Below are 14,982 nucleotides of genomic sequence, written 5' to 3' on the forward strand. Positions count from 1 at the left end.
CCCGCACCCGCACCCGGCCCCCCGGAGCCGTTCGCCGACTTCGAGGGCTTCGCGGAGGACGACTTCCCGGAAGACTTCGCGGAACCGGGAGGATTCGGCCCCAACTCCCCCAGAGCGGCCCGCGCCTGGGAGATCCGGATCGCCTGCATCGTCATGTCGTGCCGCATCTCGGAGCGGCTCCACGCCCGCTCCGCGAGCTCCCACATGGTGATGAGGTGAACGGGCTGCGTCCCCGTCACCTCCGCGAGCGCGACGATCGCCCCCTTCGGCGCGAGCAGCCGCCCGTTCAGATAGCGCTCCCACGACGTCTTGCTGTACCCGGTCCTGTCCGAGACCGCCGCGATGCTGAGACCACTCCGGTCGACGAGCCTGCGCAGCTGGCTGGCGAACTCCCTGACCTCCGGATCGAGCTCGTCCGGTAGCGCCTTCCAACGTGGCATTGCTCCCCCTATTCCCCCCGTACGTGCCTGTCCAGCCCCCGCACCGACCCGCGCGGTCCCCGCTCCTGGGCTACCCAGAGGGATGCGCGGAGCCAGGATGTCAGTTCCCGCCGTGGGGGCGCACGGGAGCATTCGGGCCACTGGCCTGCACCCGTCGCACTCCCCGGGCCCCGTCGGTCCGGACCACGGTCCTGCCCCGCGGTCCGTGCCCCAGTGTCCCACCGGCGTCCCGCCCCGCGACGCGGAACCCCAGGCAGCGGACCGGGACGTCCCAAAGCGTCCCGGTTGCGGGAGTTGACCCTTTTTCGACGGTCCGCGGCACGGAAACATCGAGGGCAGTCAGCGCACCACTAGGGGGATCACATGCGCAACACCCAGGGCCGGTCGAAAAGGCTTCTGATGGCGGCCGTGGCCGTGACGGCGGGGGCGGGCATCGCGCTCGGCGGCACCGCGTCGCTCGCCCAGGCCACCGGGCCCCACGTCGTCGACGGCAAGGGCGCCGCGTACAACGACTGGGGCGACGAGGGCGACCTGTCGCGCTGGAGCCACGCGGACAGCAACGCCACGCGGCTGTGGCAGACCGTCCTGTACGCGGACGGCGCCAAGTGGAAGGACTCCGACGGCAAGCGGCACGCCTTCAAGCTGTCGGACATCGACGGCCGCTTCGGCAAGCGGACCGAGTCGGCCACCAAGTACTGGCAGCACAACGAGGACCTGGAGGACGTCGACGGCATCGCGGGCAAGGAGACCTTCGGGGCGGCGGACGACTTCCTGGACGGGCCGAACGGCAGCGGGGGCTGGATCACGTACAGCGGCTACAGCCACGACGTGACGTTCAAGCGCCTGGACGGCACGTACTACGTGAAGGTCTACGGCCAGTGGAAGAAGGCCGCGTACGACTGGCGCAGCTGAGCGCCGGGGAACGGTCGGGGCTCCCGGATCACCGGGAGCCCCGGGAAACCGAAGGGACCGCCACCACCCGGCGGTCCCTTCGCCGTTCCTCGCCCCGAAGCCCCACCCCAACGCCCGGCGCCCGACACCCCACGGCACACGGCACACGGCACGCGAACTCAGAGCCCCCCGACCCCTCGCGCGAGAACCCACAGCAGCCCGACGAGCAGCAGCGCCACGACGGCGAGCGCGGCGCAGGCGACCCCGCGCCAGGACGGTGCCCGCCACCGCAGGCTCCGCACGCCGCGCGGCACCGCCGAGGAGCCGACCGCCTCCCACCACGGGACGGTCGGCTCCTCTCCCCGCACCCAGTCCCCGTCGGCCACCACCCGGTCCGCGACCACGGCACCCGGCGCCACGCCGCCCTGCGCCACAACACTCTGCACGGGGCCGGCCTCGGCCGCGCCCGTGTCCCCGCCCCCACCCCGCGGCCACGCACGTACCGCCAACTCCCAGCGCGCGCCGAAGCGTTCGGCGTCGACCCCCGCCACCCGGCACAGCGCGGCGACCGCCTGGCGGGGCGGGGGCTGCTGGGCGTTGAGGTAGCGCTGCCAGGACGACTTGCTGTACGCGGTCCGCTGGCCGAGGGCGACCAGGCTGAGCCCCGTGCGGTCCTTGAGCAGCCGCAGCTGCTCCACGAAGTGCCGTACCTCCGGGGGAAGCCCCTCAGGAAGCGGCTGCCAGCCACCAGCGCCCATGGCCCTCCCCCGAGCCTCGCCCACTCCACACCGGCGGGCCGCGCCCGCTTGGCCCAAGTGACGGCGGCCCGGCACCGATTGGTTCCCTCCGGCTCCCGAGTAGGGCGTCACAGGCTTCGGAGCAGGCTCGTTGCAGGTCCCGAACACCGTTGCGGAATGGTCACCTCCGTGCCACAGGGGCCTGGCATCCCTTGAACGAGATTGGCGGGTCCATGACTCTGGATCTCGAGCGGAACGCACCGCTTACATCGGGAGATTCCAGCAGGAAGCACACTCCCCAGAACGGCGGCGCCCGTCCTCCCACGGGGGAGAGGACGGGCGCCGTCTCCTATGCGCCCCGCCCCTCCGCACCTCCGCACCTCCGCACTTCCGCTCCCCTGCACTCCCACCCCTCCGCACTCCCGCACGCCGGAGCCCGCCCGAAGACCCTCACTTCCCGAAGCACTCGCGTGCCCCGCCGTCCGCCGGCACCAGACACACCCGCGCCCCGGCCGGGCCGTCCACCGCCGCCGTCATCCGGGTCGCCAGATAGCGCCGGGTGTCCGCCGCGTCGGACGCCGCGACCGCCTTGCGGGCCGTGCCCGGCAGCGTCAGCTCGACCCGGTCGCCGGGGCGCAGCCCCCTGGCCCGCACCCACACCGCGCGGCAGGCCGTGCCGTGGCGCAGTTCGACGCGGCGCTCCTGGGCGAAGTCCCGCGTGGCGAGCGAGGTCACCTGCCCCTGGCCGCCGCAGCCCATCCGCGCCGGGTCCCGGCCCTCGCAGGCCCGCCCGACGCAGCGCGGCTCGTACGGCGCGGGCATGGTCGCCCGCGCCGTGCCCGGCCCGTCCTGCGCCCCGCCGCCCGTACCGAGCCCGGCCAGCACCGCGAGGCCCGCGAGCACGGCCGCCGCCGCGGCCCCCACGGCGAGCGCTGCGCCCCGGCGCCGCCGCCGCGCCGGACCGGCCGCCGCCCCCTGCGCGGCCCCGTCCACCGCGGCGGACGCGGTGACCACCGTCATCCCGCCGCGCGCGGCCCGCCCGCTCCACGCCGCGTCCGCCAGCTCCCACAGCGCGAGCAGCCGCCCCGGCTCCTCCCCCGCCAGGGCGCAGAGCGCGACGACCGCCTGGCGGGGCGCGGGCTTCTTGCCGTTGAGGTACCGCTCCCAGGACGACTTGCTGTACGGCGTGCGCAGCGCGAGCGCCGCCAGACTGAGCCCGGTGCGTTCCCGCAACTCCCGCATCGCGAGCCCCAGTTGCCCGCACTCGGGCGGCACGTCCGCCTTCGTCTCCCCCTCGGACACGCTCACTTGCGCAACTCCCCCCAGGTGTCGGGCCCCACGATCCCGTCGTCGACCAGTCCGCGCGCCCGCTGGAAGCGCGTGACCGCCTTCTTCGTACCCTCCCCGTACGCGCCGTCGACCGCGCCCGCCCCGAACCCGGCCTGTTTCAGCAGGCATTGGGCCTCGACGACCTCCCAGCCGCTGCCGCCCCGGTCGAGCAGCGCCTCGCGGGTCAGGCTGTACCCGGCGTACCGCGCGCCGTCCTCGCGGTCGTCCGCGCAGTCGTACGTACGCCCCTTCTCGTACGCGTAGACGCCCCGCTCCCGGTCCTCCCCGCCCCACCACGCGCTCCCGGCGAACAGCCCGGCGCCGAACGCGGCGGCCACCGCGAGCGCGGCCCCGCCGACCGCGAACCGCAGCGGCACGAGCCGCGGGCCCGGGTCCGGGGCGGGGGCGGGGGCCGCCGGCGGAGCGTCGCCGTCGGAGGCCCCCGCCGACGCCGTCACCACCTCGTGCAGCGCCAGGAGCCGGGTCGGCTCCGCCCCGCACACCCGCGTCAGCTCCTCGACGGCCCCGCGCGGCACGGGCAGCTTGCCGTTGAGGTAGCGCTCCCAGGAGGAGCGGCTGTACGAGGTCTTCGCGGCGAGCGAGGCCAGGCTCAGCCCGCTGCGGTCCTTCAACCGCCTCAGCTGGACGACGAGTTCCCGCTCGCGGTCCCCCAGCGATAAGGGCAGTTCCTTCCAACGCGACATGTCCCACTCCATTCGCGCCTTCCCCCGAGGCGACAAGCGCCCTTGTCCCACGAAGGATGGCGGATGCAGACACACCGGTTCCCCCCGGCGCGCCGCCCCGTCCCACGATCGCGTCACGGGGCGGCGCATCCCCGCAGGTCAGCGCGTGGGACGTCCCAGAAGGGCCCAACTCGGCCATTCCCTCTGGCCGTTGACCCTTCCGTCACGGCAGTGTCAGTGGTGCACACCGGACGGCACGGTCGACTCCGCGCCGTCGTCCACACCGACTACCACCGGGGGAATCATGATCACCACGCGCAAGCGCCTCACCGTCGGCTTCGCCTCCCTGGCCCTCGCGGGCGGCCTCGCGGGCGGCATCCTGTCCAGCACGCCGGCGGGCGCCGCCCAGCCCGGGAGCACCGTCAAGGCCGCCGACGCCTGCGGCTACAAGGGCGGCCACCCGACCCTGTACATCGGCTCCAACGAGGGCAAGGCGATCAAGCACGCCCAGTGCCTCCTGAGCAAGGTCTGGGGCTGGGGCGACTACGTCAAGATCGACGGCTGGTACGGCGAGAAGACCGCCCACGCCGTGAAGGTCAGCCAGCAGAACTGCAACAAGACCCGCAAGCCCGACATCGCCGTGGACGGCGAGGTGGGCCCGAACACCTGGAAGGTGCTGCACCCGGACACGAACAAGAGCTTCTGCCAGCGCTGAGCGCCGGCGGGGCCGTCACCGGCGGCACGCTCCTGAGCGCGGCCCGCCCTCCCCGGGGGAGAGGACGGGCCGCGCGTCCTGCGCTCAGCCCCCGGGCCACCCGCACGTCTACGAGCCGCCCGGCGTCACCAGGCCCGTCTCGTACGCGACCACCACCGCCTGCGCCCTGCTGTCCAGGTCGAGCTTGCTCATCGTGCGGTTGAGGTGCGTCTTGACGGTGGCCTCGCTGATGTAGAGCCGCTCGGCGATGTCCGCGTTGGTCAGACCGCGCGCGATCAGCTTCAGGACCTCGACCTCGCGCAGGGTCAGCGCCCCGAGGTCGGGCGGCGGGGTGCCGTCGTCCGCGTCGGGCCCGGCCGCCTGGCGCGCGAACGCCTCGACCAGGCGCCGCGTCACGCTCGGCGCGAAGAGCGCGTCGCCGGCGCCGACCGCGGCCACCGCGGCGAGCAGCCGCTCGGGCCCCGAGTCCTTGAGCAGGAACCCCGAGGCGCCGGCCCGCAGCGCCCCGTACACGTACTCGTCGAGGTCGAAGGTGGTCAGGACCAGGATGCGCGGTGCCGGTTCGGCGGCCTGCTGGAGGATCTTCGCGGTGGCGGTGATGCCGTTCATGCCGGGCATCCGGATGTCCATGAGGACGACGTCGGGCCGGGTGCGCGCGGCCAGTTCCACGGCCTCGTCGCCGTCGCCCGCCTCGCCGACGACCTCGATGCCCGGCGCGGCGCGCAGCAGTCCGACCAATCCCGCACGGATGAGGAATTGGTCGTCGACGACGAGCACTCTGATGCACGTGGTCATGCGGTCATTCCGTTGCGTCGTCCCCCCGCGCCGCGGCCCGCGCCGAGGTCGGCAGGGTGAGTCGCACGGCGAAGCCCCCCTCGCTCAGCGGGCCGATGCTGATCGTCCCGCCGTAGAGCTTGGCCCGCTCCCGCATCCCAAGCAAGCCATGCCCGCTACCGGTGCGTACTCTGGCCGGAATCACCCCCTTCCCGTCGTCGGTGACGGAGACCTCGATGTGCCCGCCGCGGTAGGCGAGTTCGACCTCGGCCGCGGCTCCGTGGGCATGCTTGAGGACGTTGGTCAGGGCTTCCTGGACCACGCGGTAGGCGCAGAGTTCCACGCCGGGGGCGAGCGGCCGCGGGGTGCCGGTGACGCGCAGTTCGACGGGGACTCCTCCGGCGCGCACCCGCTCGACCATCTCGTCCAGGCGGGCGAGCCCCGGCATCGGCGCCGCGGGTTCCTCGCCGTCGTGCCCGCCGTCCTCGGCCCGCAGCACCCGCAGCATGCGGCGCAGCTCTTCGAGGGCCTCGCCGCTGGTGCCCGCGATGGTGCCGAGCGCGGTGCGGGCCGTGGCGGGGTCGCTGCCGAAGACGAAGGTGGCGAGGCCGGCCTGCACGGAGATCACCGACATGTGGTGGGCGACCACGTCGTGCAGTTCGCGCGCGATGCGGCCGCGTTCCTCGGCGACCTCGCGCCGGGCCCGCTCGTCCTGCTCGCGCTTCAACTGCCGTGCCAGTTCGGCCGATCGGCGCGCGACGTAGCCGAAGCGCAGGATGACCAGGGAGAAGCCGACGGCCTGCCCGACGACGGACGCCATGACCGCGTGCGCGCTGATCGCGCCGGCGTAGATCCACACGGCGGCCATCAGTCCGGCGCAGGCCAGGGAGACGCGCAGGGGTCTGAGGGAGGCGACGGTGTAGAGGATGAGCATGGGGCCGAAGGTGCACACCACGGGCCAGTAGCCCGCGGTGACGTACGCGATCCAGGCGAGGTGCACGACGATCAGCACGGTCAGCGGGGCCTTGCTCCGCGCAACGACCGGCACATTCACCAGTGCCACCAACCCGTAGCCCAGGGAGTCGAGTTCCGGCCAGCCCTGCGCCGCCGACTCCTCGCCGAGCAGCACCGCCACCGTGGTCAGGGCGACCGCGATGAGCACGTCGACGATGAGGGGGCGGATCCGCATCGCCGCAGCGTAACCCGCGTGCGGGCGGCGGAACGTCAACCGGCTGCGGTACCGCGGAAGTTGTAGGAACCGCCGGGCTACGCCACCGGGAGCAGCCGAAGGTCAACCGGGAGTGGGACGACACGTTCCGCATCGGCCCGTAGCGTCGTGGACCGGACTACGGGCCATCGGGGGAGGCACGGGGGAACCTGGTCCACACGACGGTGGCCCGTCCTCCTCGGGAGGGCGGGCCACCGTCGTTCGTCCTGCCGGTCCTGGCCGGCGCGGGGTCTAGATCGTGTAGTGGAGCGTATCGTCCAGGAACGGGATCTCCAGCCACGGATCGGGCTGCGCCATCATCGCGAGAAGCGCGATCGCGAGGCCGAGCGCGCCATACGTGACCATGTCCGTGAACCGCGAACGGACCGCCAGCATCCCCACGTCCGGCAGCGCCCAGCGCAGCACGGCGCCGCCGATGAGGGCGAGGCCGATCAGCAGCGTGCCGACGCGGAACACGTCGAGCGCGGTGAGCAGCAGCCCGAGCCCGACCAGCGAGACGACGCCGAGCAGCGGCCACTGCCGGGCCGGGGCGGGGGCGTCGCCGGGCGCGGCCCGGCCGCCGCCCTCGGGCCGCGCGGTGTCCCGCGTGAACAGCGGGAAGCGGCGCGACACCTTCCGCGGCCGGCCGTCCGGTCCCGGCGCGCTGACCGCGCCCTTGGCCAGGGGAGGCCCGGAGGTGCGCTCCGGGTCGGATCCTGCGCTCATGGGCTGCGCCCCTTTCCGGTTCAGCCCGCGGAGCGTTCCGCGGCCTCGACGACGTTCACCAGGAGCTGGGCGCGGGTCATGGGGCCGACGCCGCCCGGGTTCGGGGAGATCCAGCCGGCGACCTCGGCGACGCCCGGGTGGACGTCGCCGACGATCTTGCCGTTCTCGTCGCGGGAGACGCCGACGTCCAGGACGGCGGCGCCCGGCTTCACGTCCTCGGGCTTGATCAGGTGCGGCACGCCCGCCGCGGCGACGATGATGTCGGCCCGCTTCAGGTGCGCGGCGAGGTCGCGGGTGCCGGTGTGGCACTGCGTGACCGTCGCGTTCTCGGACTTGCGGGTGAGCAGCAGCGGCATCGGGCGGCCGATGGTCACACCGCGGCCGACGACGACGACCTCGGCGCCCTTGATCTCCACGTCGTGTTGGCGCAGGAGCCGGATGATGCCGTAGGGCGTGCAGGGCAGCGGTCCCGGCTCGTTCAGGACGAGGCGGCCGAGGTTCATCGGGTGCAGGCCGTCGGCGTCCTTGGCCGGGTCCATCAGCTCCAGGATGCGGTTCTCGTCGATGCCCTTGGGCAGCGGGAGCTGGACGATGTACCCGGTGCAGGCCGGGTCCTCGTTGAGCTCGCGGACGACCGCCTCGATCTCTTCCTGGGTGGCGGTGGCGGGCAGTTCGCGCTGGATCGAGGCGATGCCGACCTGCGCGCAGTCGCGGTGCTTGCCCGCGACGTACTTCTGGCTGCCCGGGTCGTCGCCGACCAGGACGGTACCGAGTCCGGGCGTGACGCCCTTCTCCTTCAGGGCCGCCACGCGGGCGGTCAGTTCGGACTTGATCGCGGCTGCGGTGGCCTTGCCATCGAGAATCTGGGCGGTCATGACCCCATCTTCCCGGATGAGGCCCGCCCGGTACCAATCAGGGCGCTCCCGCGGCCCACCAGGCCGTTCAGGAGGTTGCACTTGCACAACACATAGGGAATGCGGCTGGACAAATAAGCCATGGCTAAAGAACGATATGCGGCACAGTGCCGCGGGCAGTGTCGGGGGGACGGACCGCATCTGTAGAACTTTCCTCCGTGATGTGCCGCGTCGTCCCCGCACTACCCGACGGAGGAAGACCGCCATGAGTTACGGCGACCCGAACAACCCCTACGGGCAGCCGCCCCAGCAGCCCCCGGCCGCTCCCGGGTACGGCTACCCCCAGCAGGGCCCGCCCGGCGTGCCGCCGCAGCAGGGCTACGGCTACCCGCAGCAGCCGGCCTACCCCGGCTACCCGGGCGGCAACGTGATGCAGCAGTCGATGCCGGGTCTCCTCATGACCGCGCGGGTCTTCCTCTTCCTGATCTCTGCGGTGCAGATACTGGGCGCGATCGGCTTCCTCTACGGGGCGGCCGTCGCCAACGACGTCTCCGACAGCGCCGACGAGTTCGGCTTCACCAGCACGAGCGACTTCGGCGACGCGGCCGCCGGCCTGTTCGTGGTCTTCGCGCTGATCGCGGCGGCGCTCGCCGCCCTGTCGATCACGCTCGGCGTGAAGTTCAGCCGCGGCGGCCAGGGCATCCGGATCACCACGGTGGTCTACGGGGCGCTCGGCGGCATCCTCGGTCTGATCTACCTCTTCGTCGGCATCGACTCCGGCTTCGCCAGCGCCGTCATCTTCCCGCTGATCTGGGTCGTCTTCGCGGTCATCATCACGATCGCCCCGGTCGTGCCCAGCGGGACCGCCTGGTTCGCCCGCCCGCGCTACTGAGCGGCCCGACCGCACACCACGCCGGGTCCGGCGTCTTTACGCCCATTCCGCCCAAGGGCCGTACCTCTCTCCGCATATGAGGGGTACGGCCCTTGGCCGTCTCCCTGTCGTGTGCCGCGCATCGGCTGCGAAGGACGGGGGGACGGAGGACGGAGCCTTGTCCAGCATCGTCGTCGTACCACCGCTCATGCCGGACGCGCCCTCCGGGCCCGCCCCCCCTGACAGCATGACGGTGGCCGCGCCCTTCCTCGGGGGAAGGGCGCGGCCACCTGTCCTGCGTACGTCGGTCCGCGCGGCGCGCGGCTCACACGGCTCAGTGGAAGAAGTGCCGCGTCCCCGTGAAGTACATCGTGACGCCCGCCTTCTTCGCGGCCTCCACGACCAGCTCGTCGCGGACCGAACCGCCCGGCTGCACCACGGCCTTGACGCCCGCGGCGGTCAGGATCTCCAGGCCGTCGGGGAAGGGGAAGAACGCGTCGGAGGCGGCGTAGGAGCCGCGCGCCCGCTCCTCGCCCGCGCGCTCGACGGCGAGCTTCGCGGAGTCGACGCGGTTGACCTGGCCCATGCCGACGCCGACCGAGGCGCCGTCCTTGGCGAGCAGGATCGCGTTGGACTTGACCGCGCGGGACGCCTTCCAGGCGAAGGCCAGCTCGGCGAGCTCGCCCTCGCCCAGCGCGTCGCCCGTGGCGAGCGTCCAGTTGGCGGGGTTGTCGCCGTCGGCCTGGAGCCGGTCGGTGACCTGGAGGAGCGCGCCGCCGTCGATCTGCTTGACCTCGACGGCGTTCGACGGCGCCTGGCGGGCGCGCAGCACGCGGATGTTCTTCTTCTTGGTGAGGGCTTCGAGCGCGCCGTCCTCGTAGTCGGGCGCGACGATGACCTCGGTGAAGATCTCGGCGACCTGCTCGGCCATCTCCTTGGTGACCGGGCGGTTCACGGCGATCACGCCGCCGTACGCGGACAGCGGGTCGCAGGCGTGCGCCTTGCGGTGCGCCTCGGCGACGTTCGCGCCGATCGCGATGCCGCACGGGTTGGCGTGCTTGATGATCGCGACGCAGGGCTCGTCGTGGTCGTACGCGGCACGGCGCGCGGCGTCCGTGTCCGTGTAGTTGTTGTACGACATCTCCTTGCCGTGCAGCTGCTCGGCCCCGGCGAGGCCGCCCGTGCCGTCGACGTAGAGGGCCGCGCCCTGGTGCGGGTTCTCGCCGTAGCGGAGGACGTTGTTGCGCGCGTACGTGGCGCCGAGGAACTCGGGGAAGCCGGACTCGTCGGCCGCGGCGTAGTCGTCGGCGAACCAGGAGGCGACGGCCACGTCATACGCGGCGGTGTGCTGGAACGCTTCTCCCGCCAGCCGCTTGCGCGCGGTCAGGTCGAAGCCGCCGGCCTTGACCGCGGCGAGCACGTCGGCGTACCGCTTCGGGTCGGTGACGACCGCGACCGAGGGGTGGTTCTTGGCGGCGGCGCGGACCATCGAGGGGCCGCCGATGTCGATCTGCTCGACGCACTCGTCGGGAGTGGCGCCCGAGGCGACGGTCTCCTTGAAGGGGTACAGGTTCACGACGACGAGCTGGAAGGGCTCGACGCCCAGCTCGGCGAGCTGCCGCTGGTGGTCCTCCAGGCGCAGGTCGGCGAGGATGCCCGCGTGGACCTTCGGGTGCAGGGTCTTGACCCGGCCGTCCAGGCACTCGGGGAAGCCGGTGAGCTCCTCGACCTTGGTGACGGGCACGCCCGCGCCGGCGATCCTCGCGGCGGTCGAACCGGTGGAGACGAGCTCGACACCCGCCTCGTGCAGCCCGCGCGCGAGCTCTTCCAGGCCGGTCTTGTCGTAGACGCTGACCAGCGCGCGCTTGATCGGGCGCTGCGCGGCGTTCGCGTTCGTAGCTTCGGCGGTCACGGGATAAGAACCTTTCGTCCCTCAATGCGGTAGCCGTGCCGGGCCAGACGCCCCACGACATCGACGAGCAGCGTGCGCTCGACTTCCTTGATGCGCTCGTGCAGAGCGCTCTCGTCGTCCTCGTCCCGGACCTCGACCACGCCCTGGGCGATGATCGGGCCGGTGTCGACGCCGTCGTCGACGAAGTGGACGGTGCAGCCGGTGACCTTGACGCCGTACGCGAGCGCGTCGCGCGCGCCGTGGGCCCCCGGAAAACTGGGCAGCAGCGCGGGGTGCGTATTCACGAACCGCCCGCCGAAGAGCGCGAGGAACTCCTTCCCCACGATCTTCATGAACCCGGCGGAGACCACCAGGTCGGGTTCGTGCGCGGCCGTCGCCTCGGCGAGCGCCGCGTCCCACTCTCCGCGGGTCGCGTGGTCCTTCACCCGGCAGACGAAGGTAGGGAGCCCGGCGCGCTCGGCGCGCTCCAGGCCGGCGATGCCGTCGCGGTCGGCACCGACGGCGACGATCTCGGCTCCGTAGGCCCCGGCCCCCTGGGTCCGGATGGTGTCGATCAGGGCCTGCAGGTTCGTGCCCGACCCGGAGACCAGCACGACGAGTCGCTTGGGACGCGCGACCACAGCGCTCTCGGCCACAGCGGGGCCCTTTCTCGGAAGGTGCGTCTTTGTACGGTCGTACGAAGGCTTCGAGCCCCGCGATACGGGGAACCCTACGAAGCGGCCGACCGCCAGCAACGATACCGGCACACGGAACCGCCCCTCACGGGACGGGGGCGCGGGGGGAAGGTAGCGTCTGTCGGAAAGGCGCCTGAATACCGACGAATGCCGAGTTGCCGAGCCGCCCGACGGCTCCAGCACGGCCCAACCAAGGGGAAGACGCACACCTGATGCCGGACCGTAGCCGCCCTTCGTCTCCACCGCAGGACTCCGACTCCCAGGGACCGGAGTCCCGGGGCACGGGCTCGCAGGGAACGGGCAAGGACGACGACAACCCCTTCGCGCCGCCGCCGGAGGGGACGCCGGACCGGCCCTGGCAGCCGCGCCGCCCCTCGGGCGACTCCGCCCCGGACGGTTCGCAGGGCGGTGAGCACGGCTCCCCCTGGGGCAGCCAGTGGAGCGACCGCCAGCCCGGCCGCTCCCCCGGCGGCTTCGGCGACCGCCCCGGCCAGCAGCAGGGCGGCCCCCAGCAGGAGGGCCCCTCCGGGCCGGGCAACGGCGGAGGGCTGCGCTGGGACCCCACGGACCCGGCCCAGCGCCGCGCGCGCTACGCCCTGCTCTCCGGCATGTGGGCCTTCTTCTTCGCGCTGTTCGGCTGGCGGTACGTCGCGCTGCTGCTCGGCGCGCTCGCGCTGATGTGGGCCGTCCAGGCGCTGCGGGCCAAGCAGCGCACGCCGGACCCGGCGGCGCCCGCCGCCCAGGGCTCCGCGCCCCGGGCCGACCAGCCGGCCGTGCGGCCGTCCACGCGGCCCCAGACGACGGCCGCGGTCAGCGGCCTGGTGACGGGGGCGCTCGCGCTGGTGATGGTGGCGGGGACGTTCACGGCGCAGCTGGTGTACCGCGACTACTACACGTGCGTGGACGACGCGCTGACCAGCGCGTCGAAGCAGAACTGCGAGGACCTGCTGCCGAAGCAGCTGCGTCCGCTGCTGGGCGAGCAGGACGACGACTAGCGCGGGCTTGGCTTTCTCCCTCTGAGGACCCGTTCACTCCGCGGCTGGGGTGGGCGGGTCCTTCGGTTGTGGGCCCCGCTCGGGGGCGCCCCGCGCGCCGGCCTCCTTCAGCGCCTGCCAGCGGGCCTCGCGGGCCGCGTCGTCGTGCCAGGTGGCGGCGGGGTCCATGTCCGGGGGCTGCGGCAGGAAGTCGTACGGCTCGAAGAGGTGGGGTGCCGGTGCCTCCGGGGGTGGCCGGGTCGCCGGTGTCTGCGGGGATCCCAGGGCGTCCGGTGCCGTGTCCGACGGCCCGTCCGGCGCCTGTGGGGCGTCCGGTCCGGCGGGCGGGAGGTCCGCCGTACGCCCGGACCACGGGAGCCGTACGCGCGGAAGCCGCATCCGCGGGATCCTCATCCGCGGGATCCGCACCCGCGGCAGCCGGGGCCGCGGCAGCCGGGGCCGCGGAACCCCGACCCGGCGTCCCGCGCCGGACGGCTCCCGCAGGCGCCACGCCCGCAGCCCCAGCGCCGCCGGCACGCCGACCAGCGCCACCCAGCCCAGCGCCGCGGGCCCCACCTGCCACCACACCGGCCCGAACTCGGCGAGCACCGCGACCCCCATCGGCCCGCCCGCCAGCGCCGCGAGCACCGCCATCGCCGCCCCGCACAGCGCGGCCGCCACCGCCACGCCCGCGGCCGTCCGCCCCCGCGACCAGGCCTCGTCCCGCTCCCCGAAGGCGGGCGCCGCCACCTGGACCGTGCACCACGCCACCACGAGCCCCGCCACGACGGGCACCGCGGCCACCGACCAGGTCAGCGGCGACCCGGGCCCGGCCTCCGGCACCGCGGCGAACAGCGGGAACGGCGGCAGCAGCGGGCCCGCGTCCACGGCCAGGGGCCCCGCGACGGTTCCCGTGCCGAGCACGACACCGGGGCCCAGGCCGTAGGCCGCGCCCCACACCGCCGCGTTCGGCACCAGCGCGAGGGCCAGCAGCAGCACCGCGAGCCGCCCCGACCACACGTCCGTGACCTGCGCGAACGACGCCTGCATCGGCCCCGCGCGCAGCACGAGCGACACCGCGACGAGCAGCGCGCCGCCTCCGACGAGCACCGTCGTCCCCGCCGCCGCGGCCCGCGCGAGGGCCAGCGCACGACGCCGCACGAAGAAGCCGCGCACGAAGACACCGCGCCCCCCGTCGGGCAGCGCGGTCAGGGCGCGCCGCAGGAACCCCGGCAGCGGCCCGCGGGGACGCCCGTGCGCCGTCCACACCCCGAACCCGGCCGCGCCGACGGCGAGCACCGGCACATGCGCGCCGACGCCGATCCAGTCGGGCCGCAGCTCGCCGCCCGCCGCGTACAGCGCCGCCGCCGCGCCGACCAGCAGATAGCCGACGACCACCCCGCACCACGCCGTCCGCGCGGGGTGCCCGCGCCCCTCGGGGGCGGCCGCGTCCCGCGCCGCCCGGTGCAGCAGCCAGCCCGGCAGGACGACCAGCAGCAGCGGCGTCACGCCGATCGGCGCGGGCGTCCCGGAGAGGGTGTCCGTCCTGATCAGCTCCGTGCCGTGCGCGAGGAGCCACAGCCCGGCCGCGACGTGCAGGGCCCCGCCGGGACCGCTGTCGGGGTACGGCGAGCTGATCCACAGCACCATCACCAGGACGGCGAACGAGCCGAGCCCCAGGCCCGCGGCGACGGCCCCGCCCACCACGCAGGTGGCCAGTCCGGGCGAACGGTCACGGGCCCGTTCGCGCGGCGGCTTCACGGGCGGCGACGAGGCGCTGTGCTCGGTGGTCTGGGTCACACGGCCATGCTCCCAACGACACGCGCTTTCTCCTCGTAACAGGCGAATACCGGATGTGTCGCTCAAGATACGTTTATGTACTTTTTCGTACGGCGGAACGGCTGAGACATGACCCAGAGCCCTCCCGTCCCGCTGCCGTCCCCCAAGGAACGCCGCAGGCTGCGCGAGGCGAAGTCGCTGAGCCAGGCAGACCTCGCCGCGAAGGTGGGCGTCACACGCGAAACAGTCCGCTCCTGGGAAACAGGCCGCACCAACCCCAGAGGCCGCAAGCGCGAGGCCTACGCGAAACTCCTGAACGCGATCGCGGCGGAGAAGACGGCGGAAGAGCCGGTCCCCGCCGTCGCGGGCGGGCCTGCCGCGGGGCGAGTGGGGTCTCCCCTGCTCGAACGGAGCCG

16 protein-coding genes are annotated in these 14,982 nt (G+C 73.6%); 5 read left to right on the forward strand and 11 right to left on the reverse strand.

Annotated elements, in window-relative coordinates:
• On the reverse strand, nucleotides 1-440 hold a 440-nt coding region (locus tag AOK22_RS12175), incomplete at its 3' end, for a helix-turn-helix domain-containing protein (RefSeq protein ID WP_244164751.1).
• 363 nt (nucleotides 441-803) lie between these two features.
• Between AOK22_RS12175 and AOK22_RS12180 the strand changes: the two genes are divergently transcribed.
• Nucleotides 804-1,352: a peptidoglycan-binding domain-containing protein gene (locus tag AOK22_RS12180; protein ID WP_244164752.1), complete on the forward strand. Its 549-nt coding sequence runs from the start codon at nucleotides 804-806 to the stop codon at nucleotides 1,350-1,352.
• A 158-nt stretch (nucleotides 1,353-1,510) separates the two neighbouring features.
• Here the strand turns inward: AOK22_RS12180 and AOK22_RS12185 are convergent, their stop codons facing one another.
• The 3 genes from AOK22_RS12185 to AOK22_RS12195 form a co-directional block, all read right to left on the reverse strand.
• A complete protein-coding gene (locus tag AOK22_RS12185) occupies nucleotides 1,511-2,089 on the reverse strand; it encodes a helix-turn-helix domain-containing protein (RefSeq protein WP_055698627.1) in 579 nt (192 codons plus the stop codon).
• Nucleotides 2,090-2,518: 429 nt separating this feature from the next.
• Nucleotides 2,519-3,376 (reverse strand): helix-turn-helix domain-containing protein, encoded by an 858-nt coding sequence (locus AOK22_RS12190; protein WP_055698628.1) that lies wholly within the window; start codon nucleotides 3,374-3,376, stop codon nucleotides 2,519-2,521.
• Nucleotides 3,373-4,101 carry a peptidoglycan-binding protein gene (locus AOK22_RS12195; RefSeq protein WP_055698640.1) on the reverse strand — a complete coding sequence of 243 codons (729 nt, stop codon included), beginning with the start codon at nucleotides 4,099-4,101 and terminating at the stop codon, nucleotides 3,373-3,375. The genes AOK22_RS12190 and AOK22_RS12195 overlap by 4 nt, the downstream gene beginning before the upstream one ends.
• Nucleotides 4,102-4,384: 283 nt before the next feature.
• On the opposite strand from AOK22_RS12195, the gene AOK22_RS41395 reads away from it, so the two are divergent.
• Entirely contained in the window at nucleotides 4,385-4,795 is a 411-nt protein-coding gene (locus tag AOK22_RS41395; RefSeq protein WP_055698629.1) for a peptidoglycan-binding domain-containing protein, read from the forward strand.
• Between the two features lie 108 nt (nucleotides 4,796-4,903).
• Here the strand turns inward: AOK22_RS41395 and AOK22_RS12205 are convergent, their stop codons facing one another.
• The 4 genes from AOK22_RS12205 to AOK22_RS12220 form a co-directional block, all read right to left on the reverse strand.
• Nucleotides 4,904-5,590, reverse strand: coding sequence for a response regulator (locus AOK22_RS12205; protein ID WP_055698630.1), 687 nt, complete (start codon nucleotides 5,588-5,590; stop codon nucleotides 4,904-4,906).
• Between the two features lie 4 nt (nucleotides 5,591-5,594).
• Nucleotides 5,595-6,758, reverse strand: coding sequence for a sensor histidine kinase (locus AOK22_RS12210; protein WP_055698631.1), 1,164 nt, complete (start codon nucleotides 6,756-6,758; stop codon nucleotides 5,595-5,597).
• A gap of 270 nt (nucleotides 6,759-7,028) precedes the next feature.
• A complete protein-coding gene (locus AOK22_RS12215; RefSeq protein WP_055698632.1) occupies nucleotides 7,029-7,502 on the reverse strand; it encodes a DUF3017 domain-containing protein in 474 nt (157 codons plus the stop codon).
• A gap of 20 nt (nucleotides 7,503-7,522) precedes the next feature.
• Nucleotides 7,523-8,377, reverse strand: a complete 855-nt coding sequence (locus AOK22_RS12220) for a bifunctional methylenetetrahydrofolate dehydrogenase/methenyltetrahydrofolate cyclohydrolase (protein WP_055698633.1) — start codon at nucleotides 8,375-8,377, stop codon at nucleotides 7,523-7,525.
• Nucleotides 8,378-8,621: 244 nt separating this feature from the next.
• Here AOK22_RS12220 and AOK22_RS12225 point away from each other — a divergent pair, with 244 nt between their 5' ends.
• The gene (locus tag AOK22_RS12225; RefSeq protein WP_055698634.1) at nucleotides 8,622-9,248 is read left to right on the forward strand and encodes a hypothetical protein; all 627 of its coding nucleotides are present in this window, start codon (nucleotides 8,622-8,624) and stop codon (nucleotides 9,246-9,248) included.
• A gap of 313 nt (nucleotides 9,249-9,561) precedes the next feature.
• Here AOK22_RS12225 and purH read toward each other — a convergent pair whose 3' ends face one another.
• Complete coding sequence (purH, locus tag AOK22_RS12230; protein WP_055698635.1) at nucleotides 9,562-11,139, reverse strand: bifunctional phosphoribosylaminoimidazolecarboxamide formyltransferase/IMP cyclohydrolase; 1,578 nt, start codon at nucleotides 11,137-11,139, stop codon at nucleotides 9,562-9,564.
• The gene (gene purN / locus AOK22_RS12235) at nucleotides 11,136-11,774 is read right to left on the reverse strand and encodes a phosphoribosylglycinamide formyltransferase (protein WP_425264019.1); all 639 of its coding nucleotides are present in this window, start codon (nucleotides 11,772-11,774) and stop codon (nucleotides 11,136-11,138) included. The genes purH and purN overlap by 4 nt, the downstream gene beginning before the upstream one ends.
• Nucleotides 11,775-12,025: 251 nt before the next feature.
• Here purN and AOK22_RS12240 point away from each other — a divergent pair, with 251 nt between their 5' ends.
• Nucleotides 12,026-12,808, forward strand: a complete 783-nt coding sequence (locus tag AOK22_RS12240) for a hypothetical protein (RefSeq protein ID WP_237773489.1) — start codon at nucleotides 12,026-12,028, stop codon at nucleotides 12,806-12,808.
• A gap of 33 nt (nucleotides 12,809-12,841) precedes the next feature.
• On the opposite strand, the gene AOK22_RS12245 is transcribed toward AOK22_RS12240, so the two are convergent.
• Nucleotides 12,842-14,587, reverse strand: a complete 1,746-nt coding sequence (locus AOK22_RS12245; protein ID WP_055698638.1) for a cell division protein PerM — start codon at nucleotides 14,585-14,587, stop codon at nucleotides 12,842-12,844.
• A gap of 108 nt (nucleotides 14,588-14,695) precedes the next feature.
• Between AOK22_RS12245 and AOK22_RS39660 the strand changes: the two genes are divergently transcribed.
• Nucleotides 14,696-14,982 (forward strand): helix-turn-helix transcriptional regulator (locus AOK22_RS39660; RefSeq protein ID WP_157872221.1); only part of this gene is annotated, 287 nt, incomplete at its 3' end.

Source organism: Streptomyces silaceus (assembly GCF_001419745.1).
In the GTDB taxonomy this organism is placed as follows: domain Bacteria; phylum Actinomycetota; class Actinomycetes; order Streptomycetales; family Streptomycetaceae; genus Streptomyces; species Streptomyces silaceus.

Coding starts and splice junctions, on each gene's coding strand:
- AOK22_RS12225 (WP_055698634.1), top strand. CDS start 8,622: ATGAGTTACGGCGACCCGAACAACCCCTACGGGCAGCCGCCCCAGCAG.
- AOK22_RS12180 (WP_244164752.1), top strand. CDS start 804: ATGCGCAACACCCAGGGCCGGTCGAAAAGGCTTCTGATGGCGGCCGTG.
- AOK22_RS12210 (WP_055698631.1), bottom strand. CDS start 6,758: ATGCGGATCCGCCCCCTCATCGTCGACGTGCTCATCGCGGTCGCCCTG.
- AOK22_RS41395 (WP_055698629.1), top strand. CDS start 4,385: ATGATCACCACGCGCAAGCGCCTCACCGTCGGCTTCGCCTCCCTGGCC.
- AOK22_RS12220 (WP_055698633.1), bottom strand. CDS start 8,377: ATGACCGCCCAGATTCTCGATGGCAAGGCCACCGCAGCCGCGATCAAG.
- AOK22_RS12215 (WP_055698632.1), bottom strand. CDS start 7,502: ATGAGCGCAGGATCCGACCCGGAGCGCACCTCCGGGCCTCCCCTGGCC.
- AOK22_RS12185 (WP_055698627.1), bottom strand. CDS start 2,089: ATGGGCGCTGGTGGCTGGCAGCCGCTTCCTGAGGGGCTTCCCCCGGAG.
- AOK22_RS12240 (WP_237773489.1), top strand. CDS start 12,026: ATGCCGGACCGTAGCCGCCCTTCGTCTCCACCGCAGGACTCCGACTCC.
- AOK22_RS12205 (WP_055698630.1), bottom strand. CDS start 5,590: ATGACCACGTGCATCAGAGTGCTCGTCGTCGACGACCAATTCCTCATC.
- AOK22_RS12195 (WP_055698640.1), bottom strand. CDS start 4,101: ATGTCGCGTTGGAAGGAACTGCCCTTATCGCTGGGGGACCGCGAGCGG.